Origin of the sequence: Blautia argi (assembly GCF_003287895.1) — a bacterium.
Taxonomy (GTDB): domain Bacteria; phylum Bacillota; class Clostridia; order Lachnospirales; family Lachnospiraceae; genus Blautia; species Blautia argi.
On the sequence record NZ_CP030280.1, the window covers coordinates 1,039,181 to 1,057,967 of the forward strand.

Genomic DNA, 18,787 nt, shown 5'->3' on the forward strand with positions numbered 1-18,787 from the left:
GAGGAATTTTAGAAGATGGAAGAATATACAAGAGAACAGATTCAAAGAGCAGATGATACCGATTTATATGTTTTTCTTTCTGGGAGAGGAGAACAGTTCAAACGATGTGGAAAGGAATACCGGTGGTTACGACATGACAGTGTGATGATCAACAAGAACGAATGGTATCGTTTTAGTCAGAATAAAGGCGGTCATGCCATCGATTTTATGAAAGAATTCTACGGTCTTTCTTTTGCAGAGGCAGTCAAAGAATTATTAGGAGAAGAGGGAGTTGGAGAAACCAACAGAAGAACGGCGAAGGAAGATGCAGGCAGACAGAAGGTCTGCCCCATCCCCTTGCCTGGATTGGAATTGCCAGAAAGAAATGAAAGCTGTGAGGTTGCAAGGAAGTATCTCATTGAACAGAGAAAACTATCGGAACAACTGGTAGATCAGATGATTGGGTAGTGTCAACTGAGTTATGAAAAACTGAGCGATAAGAAAAAGGCTCAGATGAACCTTGAAAATTGCAGATATGTTAGTTTGAGGTAAGTTTACGCCACCCTTGACAGCACGCAAAAGAACTGCTGTAGATAAATCACCGACGGCGAAGAACTCAAGAACAGTTAGAACTTCTTCCGTCGAATACAGCAGTGTAGCAGTTCTTTTGCGTGCCATCAAGGGCAAGCCGAAAGCGTTGCTTTCGATGGCTGGATATATTACCTCAGGCTCGGAATCTAAGAACAATTAGAACTTTCAGTTTGAAGGTTTAAGATGGTCTGTTGTCCTAAGAAAATGAGCAGTTGCCATTTACCTGGCATATTATCAGCGCCATTTAGCATATCAGCTTTGTTGAGTACCTGATAATGATTGTGCTTGTGTGGGCGCAGAAAATTATAGTAAGCAACCCATAAGGCTAAATCGTAATTGGCACCTTCATAATTATCAAAACCATTGGTAGTTCGGTAGGAAACTTTGTAGGTGCGATTGAGACGTTCGATCATCTGTTTATAAGGACGAAATTCTTTTGAAACTTCGTCATCATTGGTTAAACCGATAACCTGTGTGATGGTAAATTTAAAATCATCTTTAAATTTTTTAGCAAACTCCATGGCAGCTAGTGGATATGCACTATATCCATCTGCAATGAATTTAAATTTTTTCGGTAGTTCTGTGAGATGTCGAAAAGCCATTCTCATTGCAAGGATACAGGGACCGACACTTCGGTTGTCTGAGACCTGGTATCCGATGATAGAACGACTTGCAGCATCCATGATAAACCAGATATAAGCTTTGATTCCTCTTACTTTGATATAGGTTTCATCAGCGGTAAAAACATCTCCTGTTTTATAGTCATAATGATCAACAAAGGCTTAATGCAAACAGCCGCAGTTTTGCAATAGTTAGCAATCTGCTGATGGGAGATGCTGATGTTGTAAAGGTCTTTTAGTGCTTGGGATGTTTTTCTTAGAGATAATCCAAGGTTGATATGTAGGGTCAGGCAAAGAGACATGACGTGTGCGTTGTGTTTGGAAAATTTTAAGGATGAAGCATTCTTAGGTAGTGAATTTAAATCCATGGTAAGAAATCTACAGTGAATTCACGGTAGATGTAATGGAGTTTATATTTATTTTTGCCATAGTCCTCTTTTAGATCCTTCTTCTCAACTTTTTTGAGATTGTGCAGATAATAAGGACATTTCGGATTTACACATTTATGTATACGAAAGAACTTGCGCGATCTTTTTAGCTACAAGGGTCTTACCACAGTGAGGGCAGATGAAACGAACAGGTGCAGAAGCTACTTCACCTGAGATGAAAGTCTGACCACAAACTTTACACTGGTATTGTCCGTTTCCACCATTGTTGTCATAGATGAAATGGTGTGGAGCACCGCATAAGGGGCAGATGGTATCTTCAGGAATGGATTTTCCATTGCGTCGTTGCACTGGTTTGAGTGATTTGTGATACTTCCATGTATAGTATTCTAGAAGGAATTGCCAGTCCTGTTTGACAAAGGTTTTAATGACCGGAAGTTCATCAACTTTGAATTTTTGATATTTGGGAGAATGAGAATCATCGAAAGCCCACTGTTTAAGAGGGATATATCTGCAGATAAAATTTAAAAGCCAGCAGATTTGTTGGTGTTGGTATTGAATAAAAGAAAGTAAGTATTGTATAATGTCCATGAGCATTGGCTCCTTTCGGGGATGTTGGTTTGGCGATTGACATTATACAAAAAAAGGGAGGTCAATGCTCTTTTTATTGCAGATTTCCCTAAAAATCAAGGTTTTTAATAGATTTAAACAATAAAAAATGGGTAGTTTTTGACACTACCGATGATTGCAAAGGGGGATATTTATGAAAGTAAAAACTATCACAATGTGGTGTTCGTTGGAAGAGATAAAGAAGAGAATCCCAGATATGCAGCTATGCGGGGAACCGATGAGAAACGATATTGTGGAGAAGCAAGAGGTTCAGAAAAGACCTATGGATTTGGCCATATAGGAACGGATGAAAATCTGTTTGTGTTTGAATCTCCCATTGATCTTTTGTCTTATATCACCGCAGTTCCGGAAGAATGGGAAAAGCATAGTTATATTTCTCTGGGAGGATTGAGTGAAACAGCGATGAAACAGGTCTATATGGAGCATAAAAACATTAGGTCTATCTATTTGTGCCTGGATAATGATGAGCCTGGAAATGAGAGATGCAGGCAGTTTGTTTCCATGATTCCAGAGGAATTTTGTGTATTTCGTTTAGAGCCAGCCAAAAAAGATTGGAATGAATGTCTGGTTGCAGGACTTCATGTAAAAGAAATGGCAAAACAAATCTGCTTGCGAGACAACAGGGAAACTCTGATTCCAGTCACCAAGATGTCGGAGGTTGAGGAAACGGTGGTTCAGTGGTTATGGTATCCCTTCATTCCCTTTGGAAAGGTTACTTTGATTCAGGGGAATCCGGGAAAAGGAAAAACGTGGCTTGCAATGGCAATCGCCGCATACTGTACGAATGGAAAAGAACTTCCCAATGCACTTCCCATAGAACCCTTTAATGTATTGTATCAAACAGCAGAGGATGGGATAGCAGATACCATTAAGCCTAGATTAGCAAAATGTGGTGCAGATATGACAAGGGTGCGATTCATCAATGAAGATGAAAAACAGCTTTCTATGACGGACGATCGGATTGAAAAAGCCATCCGTCAGAACAATGTACGCCTCATGATCATGGATCCCATACAGGCTTATCTGGGAGCCAATGTGGATATGAATCGAGCAAATGAGATCCGTCCCTTATTTCGACATCTCAGTACGATTGCAGAGAGAACTGGATGTGCTATTGTTCTCATTGGACATTTGAATAAGTCATCGGGAAGTCAGAGCGATTACCGTTCCCTGGGATCTATTGATATCGCAGCGGCAGTACGAAGCATCTTATTTGTAGAAAAGGTGGAAAAAGAGAAGGAACAGGATATCCGAGTGGTATATCAGCAAAAGGATTCTCTTGCTAAGAAGGAAAATCCGGTAGCGTTTTCTTTAGGAGAAGAAGGCTTAAAATGGTTAGGGGAATACGATATATCCATTGAAGATCTGCTGATGGGGAAAGCAGGAACGAAAAAGGAAACAAAACTGGAAAAGGCACAGAAGTTGATCCTGGAGTTATTAACCAAACGAAAAGTGATGTGCTTAGAAGAATTAGAGGCAGAACTACTAGCCTATGGGATCTCTTCCAGAACAGGAAGAGATGCAAGAAAGCAGCTGGAAAACAGACTGAGCTACGACTGGTGTCAGGGAAGAAAAACAGTTGCGTTAACAACAGAATAAAGGAAGACATTGGCAAAAAATTACTTTGGCATTGGCAGCCTTTATAGATACCTTTGCCAGCCGCCAATGTCAAAGATATTTACCATTTATTTCAAAAAATGGTCGTGTGTATTGCGAGGTGAAATTTATGCTATGCACGTAAAAACAGGGAAAGGATATTATGAATAAAGCATATGTACCGATTTATGAAAAGGTGGCTCTTACAATTGAAGAGGCAGCTGAATATAGTAATATTGGACAAAATAGAATTAGTAATTTATTAAAAGAACCACGATGTCCATTTGTACTTTATGTAGGAGCTAAAAAACTTGTAAAGAGAAAAGAATTTGAAAGATTTATTTCAGAAAATATAGAGATTTAAGAGATAGGAGATGAGATGGAAATTGAATATTCACAAAGATAAAATGGTATGGTATAATATAAAATACTGTATTAGGGCTTCTTTGAAAGGAGCTAAAATATGGGAAAAGATTTAAAAGGCAAAGAACTTGGTGTGGGTATATCACAGGAAAGTACAGGATTATACTCCGCAAGATTTGTAGATCGGTTTGGAAAGAGAAAGCATAAACGATTCAAAAAGCTACAAGAGTGTAGAGCTTGGCTTGCAGATGCGATTTATGTAGATGAACATAGTGATATTTCAATGCCGTCTGATATGTTGGTGGATCATTGGTTTGATTACTGGATTGGAATAAAGAAGAAAACAGTCCGTCCGAATACGGTTCGTAATTATACGGAGAGATATATAAGAAATATTAAACCATTGATTGGGAAAATGTCATTATCAGATGTGAAACCTCTACATTGTCAAAAGATATTTTATGATATGGCGGATCAAGGCTATCGTACGTCCACGATTTATCAAGCAAGAATTACATTATATAATATGCTTGAATATGCAAAAGAAAATGAAGTATTACGAACGAATCCCTGTAAAAGGTCAGTGAAGAGTGATATGGGAAAACCTTCGGAGAAGAAAGTTGCATTAGAAAGAGATGTGCAAAAAATATTTTTGAGATATGCAGAAGGGCAGAGTTATGAAAATCAGTATCGATTTATTCTACAAACCGGATTGCGAACAGGCGAATTAGTTGGATTGAAATGGGAAGATATTGATTTTGAATCTAAAACAATTCAGATTCGCAGGAGTATGGAATACCGTTATAGTGTAAAAGAGTGGCGTATTGGAGAACCAAAGAGTAAATCAGGTTATCGTACGATACCTTTAACAGAAGAAGCGGTTACTATACTGAATAAACAAAAAGAAAAGAATAAGTGGATTTCAGAAATTTCAAAAGAATGGGAAGAGTTTGTGTTTCTGTGCAGAAAGGGGACACCAGTTAAGAACAGTACATATGATACGGCATTGTTTAAGATTTGTGACAAAGCACAGATTCCTAGATTTTCAATGCATATTTTGAGACATACATTTGCTACCAGATGTATTGAAGCAGGTATGAAGCCCAAAACACTTCAAATGCTACTGGGCCATTCAAATATTGGAATTACCATGAACTTATATGTTCATACTACCGAAGAAGAAAAGAAAAAAGAAATTGATTTGGTAGCAGAAGCGCTTATGGCAATATGATGGCCCACTAAATGGCCCACCTGTTAAAGTAAGTATGCTGAAATCCCTTGAAATCTAAGGATTTATAGGAGGAAATAGAAGAAATGAAACTAGGTATCGTAGGACTTCCAAACGTAGGAAAAAGTACATTATTCAATTCTTTAACAAAGGCAGGGGCAGAATCCGCAAACTACCCCTTCTGTACCATTGACCCCAACGTGGGCATTGTGGCAGTACCGGACGAGCGGTTAAAGCTTTTAGGCGATTTTTATCAGTCTAAAAAAGTAACGCCTGCGGTAATTGAATTTGTGGATATTGCAGGTCTGGTAAAAGGCGCTTCCAAAGGAGAGGGACTGGGAAACCAGTTTCTGGCAAATATTCGTGAAGTAGACGCCATTGTCCATGTGGTACGTTGCTTTGAAGATGAAAACGTGGTACATGTAGACGGCTGTATTGACCCATTGAGAGATATTGAAACTATTAATCTGGAACTGATTTTCTCCGATTTGGAAATATTGGAAAGACGTATTGCAAAGACAACCAAGTCTGCCAGAATGGACAAAGAAGCAGCTAAGGAGCTGGAATTTTTGAAGGCTGTGAAAGCGCATTTAGAGGACGGAAAGCCGGCAGCAACATTGGAGCTTGAGGACGAGGATCAGGAATTATATATGAAGGAATACAATCTTCTCACCTGGAAACCGGTTATCTATGCAGCCAATGTTTCTGAAGATGATCTGGCTGATGACGGAGATTCCAATGTTCATGTGCAGAAGGTGAGGGAATATGCAAAGGAAACGGGAAGTGAAGTTTTTGCCCTCTGTGCAGAAATCGAGCAGGAAATTTCCGAGCTGGAAGAAGACGAAAAGAAAGAATTTCTGGAGGATTTAGGAATTAAACAGTCCGGTCTGGAGAAACTGATAGTAGCAAGCTACCGTCTGCTGGGACTGTTAAGCTTCCTGACTGCAGGAGAGGACGAAACAAGAGCCTGGACCATTAAGGTGGGAACCAAGGCACCGCAGGCTGCCGGAAAAATCCACACAGATTTTGAACGAGGTTTCATTAAGGCAGAAGTGGTAAATTATCAGGACCTTTTGGACTGCGGTTCTTATGCAGGAGCAAGAGAAAAAGGACTTGTCCGCATGGAAGGAAAAGAATATGTAGTGCAGGACGGAGATGTAATTTTATTCCGATTTAACGTATAAAGACGTATAAGGAGGGTGCCATGACCCAGAGAGAACTGCAGGAGAAAATCGAGGAAGCAAGAAAAATCCTCGACAAAGCCATTGAAGATAAAGCAGGCTTTTCCAAAATCCTGGCTATCAGCCAATCCCTGGATACGCTGATTGAAGAATATATGCAAAAGCAGGCCTGAGCGCTTGAAAGAGCGGACAGAAGAGGTGGAAAATTATGGAAAACGTTGATTTTTCCGGGTTTTTCCCTCTTCTTTTTTTGAGTAAAAACATATGTTCCCCCTTGCGCGTTTCCCATTCTTGGTATAGAATGAACACATAAGTGGTAGAAAGTGGTGATAAGTGGTAGCAAATGGGTGGCTTGTGGCAGAAGTACCCCGTATGGACCATGGAGGGAGCGAAGGGGAGATTCGCTTCTTCACGAAAGAAGGTGTTGTTCATATGTTCATGGGAGAGTACAGTCATACAATTGATGCAAAGGGAAGAATGATTATTCCCTCCAAATTCCGGGAGGAGTTGGGAGAAGTGTTCGTGCTTACCAGAGGTCTTGATGGCTGTTTGTCTATTTATCCCAATGACGAATGGAAAACCTTTGAAGAAAAGCTGAAAGCTTTACCACTTAATGATAAAAATGCAAGAGCCTTCTTACGTTTCTTTGTAGCCAGCGCAACCGTATGTGAACTGGACAAGCAGGGGAGAATTCTCGTGCCGGCAACGCTGCGGGAATTTGCAGGTCTGAACAAAGATGTGGTATTAACTGGAAATCTTACAAGGATAGAGGTCTGGAGTAAGGAAAAATGGTTGGAAAACAGCAATTACGAGGACATGAATGCCATTGCAGAGGGTATGCAGAGTATGGGCATTATGATCTGAGTATGCTAGGAGAGAAAAATGGAATTTAAACACCAATCCGTATTACTGGAAGAAACAGTTGGGAATTTAAGGGTAAAACCCGACGGAATCTATGTTGATGGAACACTGGGAGGCGGCGGACATTCTTATGCGATATGTCAGCAGTTATCTGCCAAGGGGAGCTTGATAGGTATAGATCAAGATGAAGCTGCAATAAGAGCTGCGGGAGAGCGGTTACAGGATTTTAAAGATCGGGTAATCATCGTCCGCAGCAATTATTGCAACATGAAAAGAGAACTACAGAAGATAGGAATCACATCAGTCGATGGGATTGTTTTAGATTTGGGGGTATCTTCCTACCAGCTGGATAACAGCCAGCGAGGCTTTACTTACAGAGAAGATGTCCCTCTTGACATGCGTATGGATCAGAGAAATCCCCGTACAGCAAAGGATATTGTAAACAACTACAGCGAAAGTGAGCTGTACCGCATTATACGGGATTACGGGGAAGACAAATTTGCAAAGAATATTGCAAAGCATATCTGTCTTGCAAGACAGGAAAAGGATATAGAAACAACGGGAGAGCTTACAGAGATTATTAAGCGGGCTATTCCCATGAAAGTGCGGGCAGTCGGAGGGCACCCGGCAAAGAAAACATTTCAGGCAATCCGGATTGAGTTGAATCAGGAGCTGGACGTGTTGAAGAATACGCTGGACGATATGATTGACCTTTTGAATGATGAAGGAAGAATCTGCATTATTACCTTCCATTCCCTGGAAGACAGGATTGTAAAGACGATTTTTAAGAAAAATGAAAATCCATGTACCTGTCCTCCCGGATTTCCAGTATGCGTATGCGGAAACCAGCCGAAGGGAAGAGTGATTACCAGAAAACCCATTCTGCCAAGCGCAGAGGAGTTGGAATACAACAAGCGTTCAAAGAGCGCCAAGCTGAGGGTGTTTGAAAGAGTGAAGCAGTAGTTGGAAAATAACCTGATAAGGGAGAGTTTCATGGCAAGTACAAGGAACCGAAACAAATACGACAATAGAAAAGTGCAAAAGCGCGGAGCGTATTTTGAAGATGGAAATGCTGCGCGCCGTTTGGAAGAGGTACCTGGTCGGCCAAAGAAAAAAATGAGCAGGACGGTACAGAAGAACCGGGCTAACAGTACAAGCATGGGGAGAGGCTATATCGTCTTTCTGACCTTTATTTGTGCATTGGCAACAGGTGCCTGCGTACATTATATCAAACTGACTGCGGAGTTTACAGCCCAGAGAAGCGCCAAGGCGCAGTTGGAGCTGGAACTCAATGAATTGAAAGCAGACAACGATGCTTATTACAGTGATGTGGTAAGCGGCATGGATTTGGACAAAATCCGAGATCGCGCCATTGATGAACTGGGTATGGAATATGTAACTGAAGATCAGATTAAATACTATGTTCCGGGAAATAACAGCTATGTAAGACAATATCAGGATATACCGGAAGAATAAGCAGGTGGAAGATTGAGAAAAGACGAAGCAAAACAGAGAAAACTTACAAAGAAGATGAAACTAAAGCTGGCGGGGGTATTTGCATGTGCTCTGCTGGCTTTAGTCAGTTTACTGGGAGGAATTACCATTATCAATGCCAAATCCGGGAATAAATATTCCCAGCAGGTATTGTCCCAGTCCCAGCAGCAGTATACCAATACCACAATTCCCTTTAAGCGGGGAAGCATTACAGATCGAAATGGAACTATACTGGCAAACAGTGTAAAGGTCTATAATCTGGTGTTAGACTGTGTGGAAATCAACCGGAACCAGAAGAAATACAAGGATCCGACAAAGGCTGCCCTGGAGGAGTATTTCGGCATTGACCAGGAAACCACGGAGGGTCTGATAACTGGGGAATCGACAAAAGAGAGCCAGTATCAGATACTGAAAAAAGAAGTGACTATGGAAGAGAAAAAGGCCTTTGAGGCATCTTTGGCAGTCCCGGAGAGCAAGGAAGAAAAGGAGGCCCTGGGAGAAGCGGAAATTACCAGACGGCAGAGTGTCAAAGGCGTGTACTTTGAAGAAAGCTATAAGAGAATTTATCCTCTGGAGAGTCTTGCCTGTGATGTCATCGGGTTTACAGATTCTGCAGACACTGCCACCTGGGGGCTGGAGGGTTATTACAACAGTACCTTAAACGGCAGCAATGGACGAAGATTCGGCTATATGGGGGAAAATGGAACCCTGGAGCATACCATTGTAGAAGCAGAAAATGGAAAGAACCTGACAACCACTATAGACGCCACCATTCAGGAAATTGTGGAAAAATACATTTCCGCTTTTGACCGTGCCCTGTCTGCAGGCCCAAACAATAAGAAAAACGCTAAGAAAAAGGGGGCCGAGAACATTGCAGTCATTGTAGAAGACCCCAACAGCGGAGAGATTCTGGCTATGGCAAGCTCCGGAACCTATGATTTGAACAACCCCAGGGATTTAAGCGGAAGCTATACAGAACTGGAAATTGCCAATATGGACGATGAACAGACAAAGGAGGCTCTGTTCTCCATGTGGAAAAATTACTGTATCAGTCAGAATTTTGAACCGGGATCAGTTGTGAAGCCCATTGTAGTGGCAAGCGCCCTGGAATCCGGAGCAATTACAGAAGAGAGCCGCTTTATGTGTGACGGCGGAGAGAAAATCGGAGAGGATTTTGTCCGCTGCGCTGTTTATCCGGACAGCCACGGGGCAGAAAGTCTGGGAGAAGTTATTCAGAACTCCTGTAATGACGGTATGATGGCAATCGGAAGAAAAATGGGGGCAAGTCTGTTTCTGGAATATCAGAATAAATTTAATTTCGGCACCAGAACCGGTATTGATCTGCCAAGTGAGGAAACCGGGCTTTTGTTTTCAGAAGACAATATGTATGAAATGGAACTGTCTACTTCTGCTTTCGGACAGGGATTTAACTGTACCATGATACAGGAAATTGCAGCCATGTCCGCAGCCATTAACGGCGGAATTTATTATCAGCCCCATCTGGTAAAGGAGATTACTGATGAGGACGGAAAGGTGGTAAAAAACATTACGCCTACAATCTTAAAGCAGCCCATATCCCAGGAGGTTTCTGCTGACGTCAGAGAATATATGGGAATGAGTGTGGAGAGCGGTACCAGTAAATCTTCTAAGGTAAAGGGCTATTCCATGGGTGGTAAAACAGGAACAGCGGAAAAGCTGAATGAAAAGGAAAAAGGAAATTATCTGGTATCCTTTATCGGCTTTGCGCCTCTGGACAAGCCGGAGGTTGTGGTCTACGCTGTTGTGGATACCCCAAACGTGGAGGAACAGGCGTCCAGTACTTATCCTCAGTATCTGGCGCAGGCGATTATGTCCGAGGTGCTGCCTTACATGAATATTTATCAGGACGAGCCTACAGACGAGGAAACCGTACTGTGGGAGGGCTTTTACGGAGTGCCGGAAATGACAGATATTGTAAAGGATGGTGTTTCCAATCCCTACGGAACTATTCTGGACCAGGGCTTCGGAGATGGGGATCCCCAGGAGGAGCCAAACGATGAAGAAACAGACGGTATTACCAATGAAGATGCAGGCATTGAGGAGGACGATTCCACCTACGAAGAAGATGCCTACGGTATGGAAAAACTGGAAGATGATATAAGAAGATAAAGGTTCTAAAAAGCAGAAAACCGGCCATATAGTATAGGGATAAGCTGTTTGTGGGGCATAGAATTGAGAAAAAACAGAACCTATCATAAAAAGAAAACCGTTGTGGTATTTCTGTGCTGTATGTTGATGCTTCTGGGGCTCATGGGCCGCATGGTCTATCTAATGGTAATCCGCTCAGATTATTATGCAAAAAAGGCAGAGCAGCTCCATGAAAGAGAGCGGGATATCAAGGCTGCCAGAGGACGGATTTTGGACAGTAAGGGAGAGGTGCTTGCAGACAACAGAGCCGTGTGTACGATTTCTGTGATTCATAGTCAGATAAAAGAACCACAAAAGGTTATCCGTATGCTGGAAAAGGAACTGGGGCTGCCTTATGAAACTGCCAAAAAGCGGGTGGAAACCGTGTCAGCCATTGAGCGGGTGAAAACCAATGTGGAAAAAAGCGTTGGGGACAAAATCCGAAGCTACGGTCTTTCCGGTGTAAAGGTAGATGAGGACTTTAAGCGGGACTATCCTTATGAGGAGCTGGCGTCAAAGGTGCTGGGCTTTACCGGGGGCGATAATCAGGGGATTATAGGGCTAGAGGTTATGTATGAGGACGTGCTGCAAGGCATCAACGGAAAGATTCTCACTACGACAGATGCCAGAGGCGTGGAGCTGTCTGAGCTGGGAGAACACAGGACAGAGCCGGTGTCGGGATATGATTTGTATTTAAGTCTGGATAAAAATATTCAGATGTATGCCCAACAGGCAGCAGAAAAGGTTATGGAGGAAAAACAGGCAGAGGCTGTTTCCATTCTCCTTATGAATCCTCAGAACGGAGAAATTTATGCAAATGCCAATGTTCCGGAATTTAACTTAAATGAGCCATTTACCCTGAATACAGATACCTCTCAGATGACAGAAAAGGAAAAGCAGGACGCCTGTAACCAGATGTGGAGAAACCGGACGATAAATGATACTTATGAGCCGGGCTCTACCTTTAAGATTATTACTATGGCAGCCGGGCTTTCCCAGGGAGTGGTAAGCCGGGAGGATCGTTTTTCCTGTCCGGGCTTTCGGGTGGTGGAGGATAGAAAGATTCATTGCCATAAAAGGACAGGACACGGGGCGGAGAGTTTTGTGGAAGGAGCCATGAATTCCTGCAACCCGGTGTTTATTGAGGTAGGGCTGCGTTTGGGCGTGGACAATTATTACCGCTATTTTCAGCAGTTTGGGCTTTTGGAAAAAACAGGTATTGACCTGCCGGGGGAGGCGGGGACCATTATGCATAAAAAGGAAAATATCGGAGAGGTAGAACTCGCTACCATTTCCTTTGGACAGTCTTTTCAGATTACTCCTATACAGCTTGCTACTACGGTAAGTTCTCTTATTAACGGAGGCAGAAGAATTACGCCGCACTTTGGGGTAAAGGTGACAGATAGGGAGGGTAATCTGGTGAAGACACTGAAATATGAGGAGAAGACAGGAATTGTCACAGCGCAGGTATCGCAGGAGGTTCGGTATATTCTGGAGAAGGTGGTATCAGAAGGCTCGGGGAAAAATGCTGCTATAGAGGGCAGAACCATTGGGGGAAAGACTGCTACATCCCAGACCCTGCCAAGAAGCGCTAACCGTTACATCTCGTCTTTCCTAGGCTTTACCCCAGCCGACAACCCACAGGTGCTGGGAATCTGCGTGATTCACAATCCCCAGGGAATTTATTATGGAGGAACCATTGCCGCGCCTGTGATAAAAGATATCTTTTTGAATATTCTGCCCTATATGGGGATTGAAGGTTGATAAATGAGGGAAAAAGCATTATACTAGGAAGAGCAAAAATACATAAAAAAGAGGTGTACTATGACAGATTTTAAAATGGTTATCCCGGTACTGATTGCCTTTGCAGTCAGTGTTTTGTTAGGACCGGTGATAATTCCCTATTTAAGAAAACTGAAAATGGGACAGACAGAACGTAAGGAAGGGGTACAGTCCCATTTAAAGAAGGCAGGAACACCTACCATGGGTGGTATTATTTTTCTGCTCTCTACAGTGGTGACGTCCCTGTTCTATGTGAAAGATTATCCGAAGATTATTCCGGTGCTGTTTCTGACTCTGGGCTTTGGCATCATCGGTTTTCTGGACGATTATTTAAAGGTAGTGCTGAAGCGTTCCGATGGACTGATGCCCATGCAGAAAATGGCATGCCAGATTGTAGTTACAGCAATTTTTGCTTTTTATCTGGTGAAATTTACTGATGTGCCTATGACTATGAAAATTCCGTTTATGCCGGGACATGAGCTGGATTTCGGTATCCTGACCATTCCCCTTATTTTTATTGTGGTAATTGGTACAGTAAACGGAGTCAATTTCACAGATGGTCTGGACGGACTGGCTTCCTCAGTTACCATTATGGTTGCTACCTTTTTCTCTGTAATCGCCATTGGGACAAAGAGCGGTATTGAACCTATTACCTGTGCGGTTGTGGGAGCATTAATGGGCTTTTTACTCTTTAATGTGTATCCTGCCAAGATTTTCATGGGAGATACAGGTTCGCTGGCTCTTGGTGGCTTTGTGGCAGGTACGGCATACATGCTGCAGATGCCCCTGTTCCTTCTCATTATAGGGCTGATTTATGTGGTAGAGGTGCTGTCTGTTATGATTCAGGTCACTTATTTTAAAGCAACCCATGGAAAGCGTTTCTTTAAAATGGCGCCCATTCATCACCACTTTGAGCTGTGCGGATGGTCAGAAACAAGGGTAGTGGCCGTTTTTTCCATTATCACGGCTATCTTATGTCTGATTGCATTAATGGGGGTATAGGAGTAAAATTATGAGCTTAGGAAAAAAGGAATTACAGGGAAAACGAGTGCTGGTATTTGGCTCCGGCATCAGCGGAATCGGTGCGGCAAAGCTTCTGGAAGCAGCAGAGGCACAGGTTGTCCTGTATGACGGAAATGAAAAACTGGAAATAGAAGCAGTCAGAGGGAAGCTTCCAGAAGCTTCCTCCTGTGAAATTATTCTGGGAGAGCTGACAGATCAGGTGATTTCCACTCTGGATTTGGCAGTTATGAGTCCGGGAGTACCTCTTGATATTCCTCCGGTAGAGCGTATGCAGGCAGCCGGTGTGCCGGTGTGGGGAGAGGTAGAACTGGCGTACCGTATGAGCGAGGGAACGGTACTTGCCATTACGGGAACCAATGGGAAAACCACTACTACAGCCCTTTTGGGAGAAATTATGAAGGCATATACGGATTCTGTATTTGTGGTGGGAAATATCGGAAATCCTTATACAGAGGCAGCCCTTTCCATGACAGAGGATAGCTATACTGTAGCGGAAATCAGCAGCTTTCAGTTGGAAACTGCCCATACCTTTGCGCCCCATGTGTCTGCAATTTTAAACATTACAGAAGATCATTTAAACCGTCATCATACCATGGCGGAATATATTCGTGTAAAAGAACTGATTGCAGCAAATCAGACAAAGGACGATTACTGTATTTTAAATTATGAAGATGAAGAACTTCGCGGCTTCGGAAGCCGCTGCCCGGCAAAGGTGGTATTCTTTTCCAGTCAGAGAAAGTTGGAGGAAGGGGTGTACCTGGACGGGACAAGTATTGTCTTTAAGAAAGAGGCAGAAGAGATAGAGCTGGTGCGTACTGAGGAATTAAAGCTTCTGGGACAGCACAACTATGAAAACGTAATGGCAGCCGCAGCTATGGCATACTGCGCCGGAGTGCCCAGGGAGATTATCCGAAAGGCAGCTTCTGCGTTTCGCGCAGTTGCCCATAGAATTGAGTTCGTGGAAGAGATTGACGGCGTGGCTTATTATAATGATTCCAAGGGAACCAACCCGGATGCGGCCATTAAGGGGATTCAGGCAATGAACCGCCCGACTCTGTTAATCGGCGGAGGTTATGACAAGGAGTCCTCCTATGAGGAGTGGATTCAGTCTTTTGACGGAAAGGTAAAATATCTGGTGTTAATCGGGCAAACAAGAGAAAAGATTGAACAGGCTGCTCATGACTGCGGATTTTATCAGACCATTCTGGCAGACAGCCTGGAGGAGGCAGTAAAAATTTGCGCCGAAAAGGCCCAAAAGGGTGATGCCGTGTTGCTTTCCCCTGCCTGTGCAAGCTGGGGACAGTTTGACAATTATGAACAGCGGGGCGACTGCTTTAAGGAATATGTGAGAAAATTACAGAAATAAAAAAACTTCTAAATTTCGGCGTGGTTTCATATATTGAAGGGAATCCTGCCGGAAGGGAAGCATAAAAATGGAGAGAGAAAGAAAAGAAACAGAACGCCAGGATCAGGGATTGCTTTTACTGGTGCTGCTTTTGCTGGTCTGCGGTCTGGTATTTCTCTACAGCACCAGTGCGTATAATGGCAGAGTCAAATTTCATGATTCTGCCTATTATTTTAAAAAGCAGCTCTTTGCAACTTCTCTGGGGCTTATGGGAATGTATCTGATTTCCTGTATGGACTATCATGTTCTGGTGCGTTTTGCGCCTTTTTTTTATCTGATTTCCCTTTTACTTTCCCTTGCTGTGCTTCTGTTTGGTGATGAGTATAATGGTTCTAAGCGATGGCTTTCCATAGGTCCTCTGTCTTTTCAGCCCTCCGAATTTGCAAAGGTGGCAGTAATCCTGCTTCTGACCTGGGTGATTATAAGAGGCGCAGAGAAAAAGCAGGGAATCCTTCATATGGCAGGTACCATGGCGCTGCTTTTGCCTATTGTGGGGCTGGTGGGAACCAACAATCTGAGTACGGCAATTATTATTCTGGGAATTGGGGTCATCTTAATCTTTGTATCTAATCCCAGATATCTGCCCTTTCTGGGTATTGGTGCAGCAGGTGTGGTATTTATCGGGATTTTTCTGGGCATGGCAAGCTACCGTCTGGAGCGTCTGGCAATCTGGCGAAATCCGGAGGCGTATGAAAAGGGGTTTCAGACGATACAGGGACTTTATGCCATAGGAAGCGGTGGAATTTTCGGCAGAGGGATTGGCAGCAGTCTGCAAAAGCTGGGCTTTGTGCCTGAGGCCCAGAATGATATGATCTTTTCCATTATCTGTGAGGAAACAGGTCTTGTAGGCGCCTGTCTTTTGATTCTTTTGTTTGGCATGCTTATTTGGAGGCTTATGGTAATTTCCACCCATGCCCGGGATCTGTGCGGAGCTCTGCTTGCAGCAGGAATCATGGGACATATGGCAATGCAGGTGATTCTAAATATTGCGGTGGTGACCAATACCATTCCAAACACAGGAATTACACTGCCTTTTGTCAGCTATGGAGGAACCTCTGTACTGTTCCTTTTAGGAGAAATGGGTATTGCCCTGTCTGTGAGCCGACATCAGGAACCCTAGGTCTGCACACAATCGAATCAGAGGCATAGAATAGAGTATGAGGGATTTTTCATCAGAATATAAGAGGAGTGTATGGCTTGAATGGAATAAAGGTTATTGGCGAAATTCCTTTAAACGGCGAAGTGAAAATACAGGGGTCTAAAAATGCGGCATTGCCAATGATGGCTGCCGCTCTTTTAAATAAAGGGGAAACCATTTTAAAGGGCTGTCCGAAAATCGCAGATGTGTTTGCAATGGAGAAAATTCTGAACAGGCTGGGGGTGAAGAGCCATTGGGAGGGGCATACCCTTTTTCTGAATACAGCACAGATAACGGGAAATCAGGTAGATAGAGTCCTTGGAAAGGGTATGCGTTGCTCTGTTGTGCTTCTTGGCAGTCTTTTGGGAAGCTGTGGGGAGGCCAGAGTGCCTTATCCCGGAGGCTGTGTGATTGGCAGACGTCCTGTGGATCTACATCTGGCAGCCCTGAAAGCTTTGGGAGCGGAAATTTGGGAAGAGGAGGATTTTCTCTGTGCCAGAGCCCATAGACTTTCAGGAGGCAGCTATCATTTTCCAAAAAGCAGTGTGGGAGCTACGCAGAATGCCATTTTGGCAGCTGTGGGAGCAGAGGGTGTTACGGTGCTTACCGGCTGTTCAAAAGAGCCGGAGGTTTTCTGGCTTTGCAGATTCTTAAGGCAGGCAGGGGCAGAGATAGAGGGGACTGGCAGTGAAAGACTTGTGATTACCGGAGGAAAACCGCTTCATGACGTTGTATTTACCGTTCCGGCAGACCGTATAGCAGCCGGCACCTATGTGTGCGCCTGTGCCATTACCAGAGGAAGCTGTGTGCTGCACAATGCACCGACAGAGGAAATGGGGGCGCTTTTAAGCACCTATGAGAAAATTGGTGGACAATACACCGGAAACAGTGGTAAACTGGTTTTGTCAGGTCAGAATGCAAAGAAGCCCATTCCTTATCTTCAGACGGCTGTGTATCCGGGATTTCCCACGGATTTGCAGTCAATTCTGATGGCAGTTCTGGCTGTCGCGGAGGGAGAAAGCTGTATGGAAGAGCGGATTTTTGAAGATCGCTTTAAAGCCGCTCCTCAGCTTCGGAAAATGGGGGCAGATATTGCTGTTTGCGAAAACTGTGCAAGTATTCACGGAGGCGTCCTTTGGGGTACGGAGGTATTTGCACAGGAGCTGCGGGGAGGTGCGGCACTGGTGCTGGCAGGTCTTGCTGCCAGAGGAGAAACCTGTGTGAGAAACCGTCATTTTATTGAACGGGGCTATGAGGATCTCTGCGGTGATTTGACCAGGCTTGGAGCAAAGATTTTTAAGGACTAAAGGGGAAGTTTATGAGCAAAAAAGGTATACGCAGAATCGCGGCAGAGATTCTTGTAATCGGAATCCTGGTTTTTCTCATTGTATTTTGCGTGGGATTTCGGGTTACAAAGGTAGAGATAAAAGGAAATAAGTTTTATTCTGATGATAAAATTAAGAAAATGGTTCTGGACGCGCCTGCAGCAAAGAATACACTGCTGGCAGAGCGTTTTATTAATACCAGAGAAAAAACAAAAGAGGAAGAACTTATTGACCGTGTAACCATAAAGCGAAAAGATAGAAACACTCTGGTAGTGCAGGTGAAAGAAAAGCAGATGATCGGTTATTTTACCTTTGAGGGAAAATGTTTAAACTTTGACCGGCAGGGTGTGATTCAGATTATTACAGATGCGCCCATTGAAGATGTGCCTCTCATAGATGGTCTGAGCGTAAAAGGGGCAAAGCAGGGAGAAAAGATAAAGGGCATTAAGGAAAAAAGGCTGAACACTATTTTAAGTGTGGGAAAAATGCTGGAAAAGACAGAACAAAAACCGGACCGCATGATGTTCAATGATTTGAAGCAGTTGATTCTGTACTATGGCTCTGTGGAAGTAAATATGGGAAATGATGAAAATATGGACGAGAAAATGAATCGTCTTATCGGGATTCTCCCCCAGCTTAAAGGCATGAAAGGGGTGCTTCATCTGGAAAATGTTACAGAGGATACAGCAAGCGTGGTTTTTGACAATGCGGAGGCAAAGGCGGATACCGATGAAGATTCCGGAGATGCCCGGGAGGGAGAGGAATCAGGAGATATTCTCGATGAAGATACCGGCGAGTCGGGGGACCGGGAAAAAGATGGGGCGGACACAGACGCAGAGGAAGGCTCAGAGGAAGAAACAGGCGCTTATGAAGATCCTTCCGGGGAAGACCGTGTTTCAGATACCCAGGATACAGAGTCCGGGCAGGAGAAAAACGGCTCAGATATTGAGTACAGCGACGGCTCAGATTCAGCAGGCTGACGAAACTTTTGGAAAAAAGGAAGAGAATTCTTAAAAAGG

General features: G+C 43.5%; 16 protein-coding genes and 1 pseudogene. 16 read left to right on the top strand and 1 reads right to left on the bottom strand.

Translation table 11 applies throughout. The features are described 5' to 3' along the window. Window positions 1-15: 15 nt before the first annotated feature. Complete coding sequence (locus tag DQQ01_RS05085) at window positions 16-447, top strand: hypothetical protein (protein ID WP_242980591.1); 432 nt, start codon at window positions 16-18, stop codon at window positions 445-447. A gap of 269 nt (window positions 448-716) precedes the next feature. On the opposite strand, the pseudogene DQQ01_RS18065 reads toward DQQ01_RS05085, so the two are convergent. Further along, a pseudogene (locus DQQ01_RS18065) lies at window positions 717-2,167 on the bottom strand (DDE-type integrase/transposase/recombinase). Window positions 2,168-2,317: 150 nt separating this feature from the next. Between DQQ01_RS18065 and DQQ01_RS05095 the strand changes: the two are divergent. The 15 genes from DQQ01_RS05095 (at window position 2,318) to DQQ01_RS05165 (ending at window position 18,748) form a co-directional block, all read left to right on the top strand. Then, window positions 2,318-3,805 (top strand): AAA family ATPase, encoded by a 1,488-nt coding sequence (locus DQQ01_RS05095; RefSeq protein WP_334293941.1) that lies wholly within the window; start codon window positions 2,318-2,320, stop codon window positions 3,803-3,805. A 160-nt stretch (window positions 3,806-3,965) separates the two neighbouring features. Further along, window positions 3,966-4,166 (top strand): excisionase, encoded by a 201-nt coding sequence (locus tag DQQ01_RS05100; protein ID WP_111918951.1) that lies wholly within the window; start codon window positions 3,966-3,968, stop codon window positions 4,164-4,166. 99 nt (window positions 4,167-4,265) lie between these two features. Continuing rightward, entirely contained in the window at window positions 4,266-5,396 is a 1,131-nt protein-coding gene (locus DQQ01_RS05105; protein WP_009262838.1) for a tyrosine-type recombinase/integrase, read from the top strand. 83 nt (window positions 5,397-5,479) lie between these two features. Continuing rightward, window positions 5,480-6,577: a redox-regulated ATPase YchF gene (gene ychF / locus DQQ01_RS05110; protein ID WP_111918953.1), complete on the top strand. Its 1,098-nt coding sequence runs from the start codon at window positions 5,480-5,482 to the stop codon at window positions 6,575-6,577. Between the two features lie 20 nt (window positions 6,578-6,597). Continuing rightward, window positions 6,598-6,747 (top strand): aspartyl-phosphate phosphatase Spo0E family protein, encoded by a 150-nt coding sequence (locus DQQ01_RS05115; protein WP_111918955.1) that lies wholly within the window; start codon window positions 6,598-6,600, stop codon window positions 6,745-6,747. A 259-nt stretch (window positions 6,748-7,006) separates the two neighbouring features. After that, the gene (gene mraZ / locus DQQ01_RS05120; protein ID WP_111920828.1) at window positions 7,007-7,438 is read left to right on the top strand and encodes a division/cell wall cluster transcriptional repressor MraZ; all 432 of its coding nucleotides are present in this window, start codon (window positions 7,007-7,009) and stop codon (window positions 7,436-7,438) included. Between the two features lie 18 nt (window positions 7,439-7,456). Further along, on the top strand, window positions 7,457-8,398 hold the full coding sequence (gene rsmH / locus DQQ01_RS05125; RefSeq protein ID WP_111918957.1) for a 16S rRNA (cytosine(1402)-N(4))-methyltransferase RsmH: 942 nt from the start codon (window positions 7,457-7,459) through the stop codon (window positions 8,396-8,398). Between the two features lie 30 nt (window positions 8,399-8,428). Continuing rightward, window positions 8,429-8,911: a hypothetical protein gene (locus DQQ01_RS05130; RefSeq protein ID WP_111918959.1), complete on the top strand. Its 483-nt coding sequence runs from the start codon at window positions 8,429-8,431 to the stop codon at window positions 8,909-8,911. Window positions 8,912-8,923: 12 nt separating this feature from the next. Continuing rightward, on the top strand, window positions 8,924-11,077 hold the full coding sequence (locus DQQ01_RS05135; protein ID WP_242980593.1) for a peptidoglycan D,D-transpeptidase FtsI family protein: 2,154 nt from the start codon (window positions 8,924-8,926) through the stop codon (window positions 11,075-11,077). 120 nt (window positions 11,078-11,197) lie between these two features. After that, a complete protein-coding gene (locus DQQ01_RS05140; protein ID WP_199797997.1) occupies window positions 11,198-12,859 on the top strand; it encodes a peptidoglycan D,D-transpeptidase FtsI family protein in 1,662 nt (553 codons plus the stop codon). A 60-nt stretch (window positions 12,860-12,919) separates the two neighbouring features. Next, entirely contained in the window at window positions 12,920-13,879 is a 960-nt protein-coding gene (gene mraY, locus DQQ01_RS05145) for a phospho-N-acetylmuramoyl-pentapeptide-transferase (protein WP_111918961.1), read from the top strand. Between the two features lie 10 nt (window positions 13,880-13,889). Continuing rightward, window positions 13,890-15,266, top strand: a complete 1,377-nt coding sequence (murD, locus tag DQQ01_RS05150; RefSeq protein ID WP_111918963.1) for a UDP-N-acetylmuramoyl-L-alanine--D-glutamate ligase — start codon at window positions 13,890-13,892, stop codon at window positions 15,264-15,266. A 67-nt stretch (window positions 15,267-15,333) separates the two neighbouring features. After that, entirely contained in the window at window positions 15,334-16,425 is a 1,092-nt protein-coding gene (locus tag DQQ01_RS05155) for an FtsW/RodA/SpoVE family cell cycle protein (RefSeq protein WP_111918965.1), read from the top strand. 68 nt (window positions 16,426-16,493) lie between these two features. After that, a complete protein-coding gene (gene murA, locus DQQ01_RS05160) occupies window positions 16,494-17,750 on the top strand; it encodes a UDP-N-acetylglucosamine 1-carboxyvinyltransferase (protein ID WP_308778961.1) in 1,257 nt (418 codons plus the stop codon). A gap of 11 nt (window positions 17,751-17,761) precedes the next feature. Further along, entirely contained in the window at window positions 17,762-18,748 is a 987-nt protein-coding gene (locus DQQ01_RS05165) for a cell division protein FtsQ/DivIB (protein WP_111918969.1), read from the top strand. Window positions 18,749-18,787 lie beyond the last annotated feature (39 nt).

What these genes read in the sequence shown, in the direction of transcription:
- DQQ01_RS05085 (WP_242980591.1), top strand. Translation starts at nt 16, where the DNA reads ATGGAAGAATATACAAGAGAACAGATTCAAAGAGCAGATGATACCGAT.
- DQQ01_RS05095 (WP_334293941.1), top strand. Translation starts at nt 2,318, where the DNA reads ATGATTGCAAAGGGGGATATTTATGAAAGTAAAAACTATCACAATGTG.
- DQQ01_RS05100 (WP_111918951.1), top strand. Translation starts at nt 3,966, where the DNA reads ATGAATAAAGCATATGTACCGATTTATGAAAAGGTGGCTCTTACAATT.
- DQQ01_RS05105 (WP_009262838.1), top strand. Translation starts at nt 4,266, where the DNA reads ATGGGAAAAGATTTAAAAGGCAAAGAACTTGGTGTGGGTATATCACAG.
- ychF (WP_111918953.1), top strand. Translation starts at nt 5,480, where the DNA reads ATGAAACTAGGTATCGTAGGACTTCCAAACGTAGGAAAAAGTACATTA.
- DQQ01_RS05115 (WP_111918955.1), top strand. Translation starts at nt 6,598, where the DNA reads ATGACCCAGAGAGAACTGCAGGAGAAAATCGAGGAAGCAAGAAAAATC.
- mraZ (WP_111920828.1), top strand. Translation starts at nt 7,007, where the DNA reads ATGTTCATGGGAGAGTACAGTCATACAATTGATGCAAAGGGAAGAATG.
- rsmH (WP_111918957.1), top strand. Translation starts at nt 7,457, where the DNA reads ATGGAATTTAAACACCAATCCGTATTACTGGAAGAAACAGTTGGGAAT.
- DQQ01_RS05130 (WP_111918959.1), top strand. Translation starts at nt 8,429, where the DNA reads ATGGCAAGTACAAGGAACCGAAACAAATACGACAATAGAAAAGTGCAA.
- DQQ01_RS05140 (WP_199797997.1), top strand. Translation starts at nt 11,198, where the DNA reads ATGTTGATGCTTCTGGGGCTCATGGGCCGCATGGTCTATCTAATGGTA.
- mraY (WP_111918961.1), top strand. Translation starts at nt 12,920, where the DNA reads ATGACAGATTTTAAAATGGTTATCCCGGTACTGATTGCCTTTGCAGTC.
- murD (WP_111918963.1), top strand. Translation starts at nt 13,890, where the DNA reads ATGAGCTTAGGAAAAAAGGAATTACAGGGAAAACGAGTGCTGGTATTT.
- DQQ01_RS05155 (WP_111918965.1), top strand. Translation starts at nt 15,334, where the DNA reads ATGGAGAGAGAAAGAAAAGAAACAGAACGCCAGGATCAGGGATTGCTT.
- DQQ01_RS05165 (WP_111918969.1), top strand. Translation starts at nt 17,762, where the DNA reads ATGAGCAAAAAAGGTATACGCAGAATCGCGGCAGAGATTCTTGTAATC.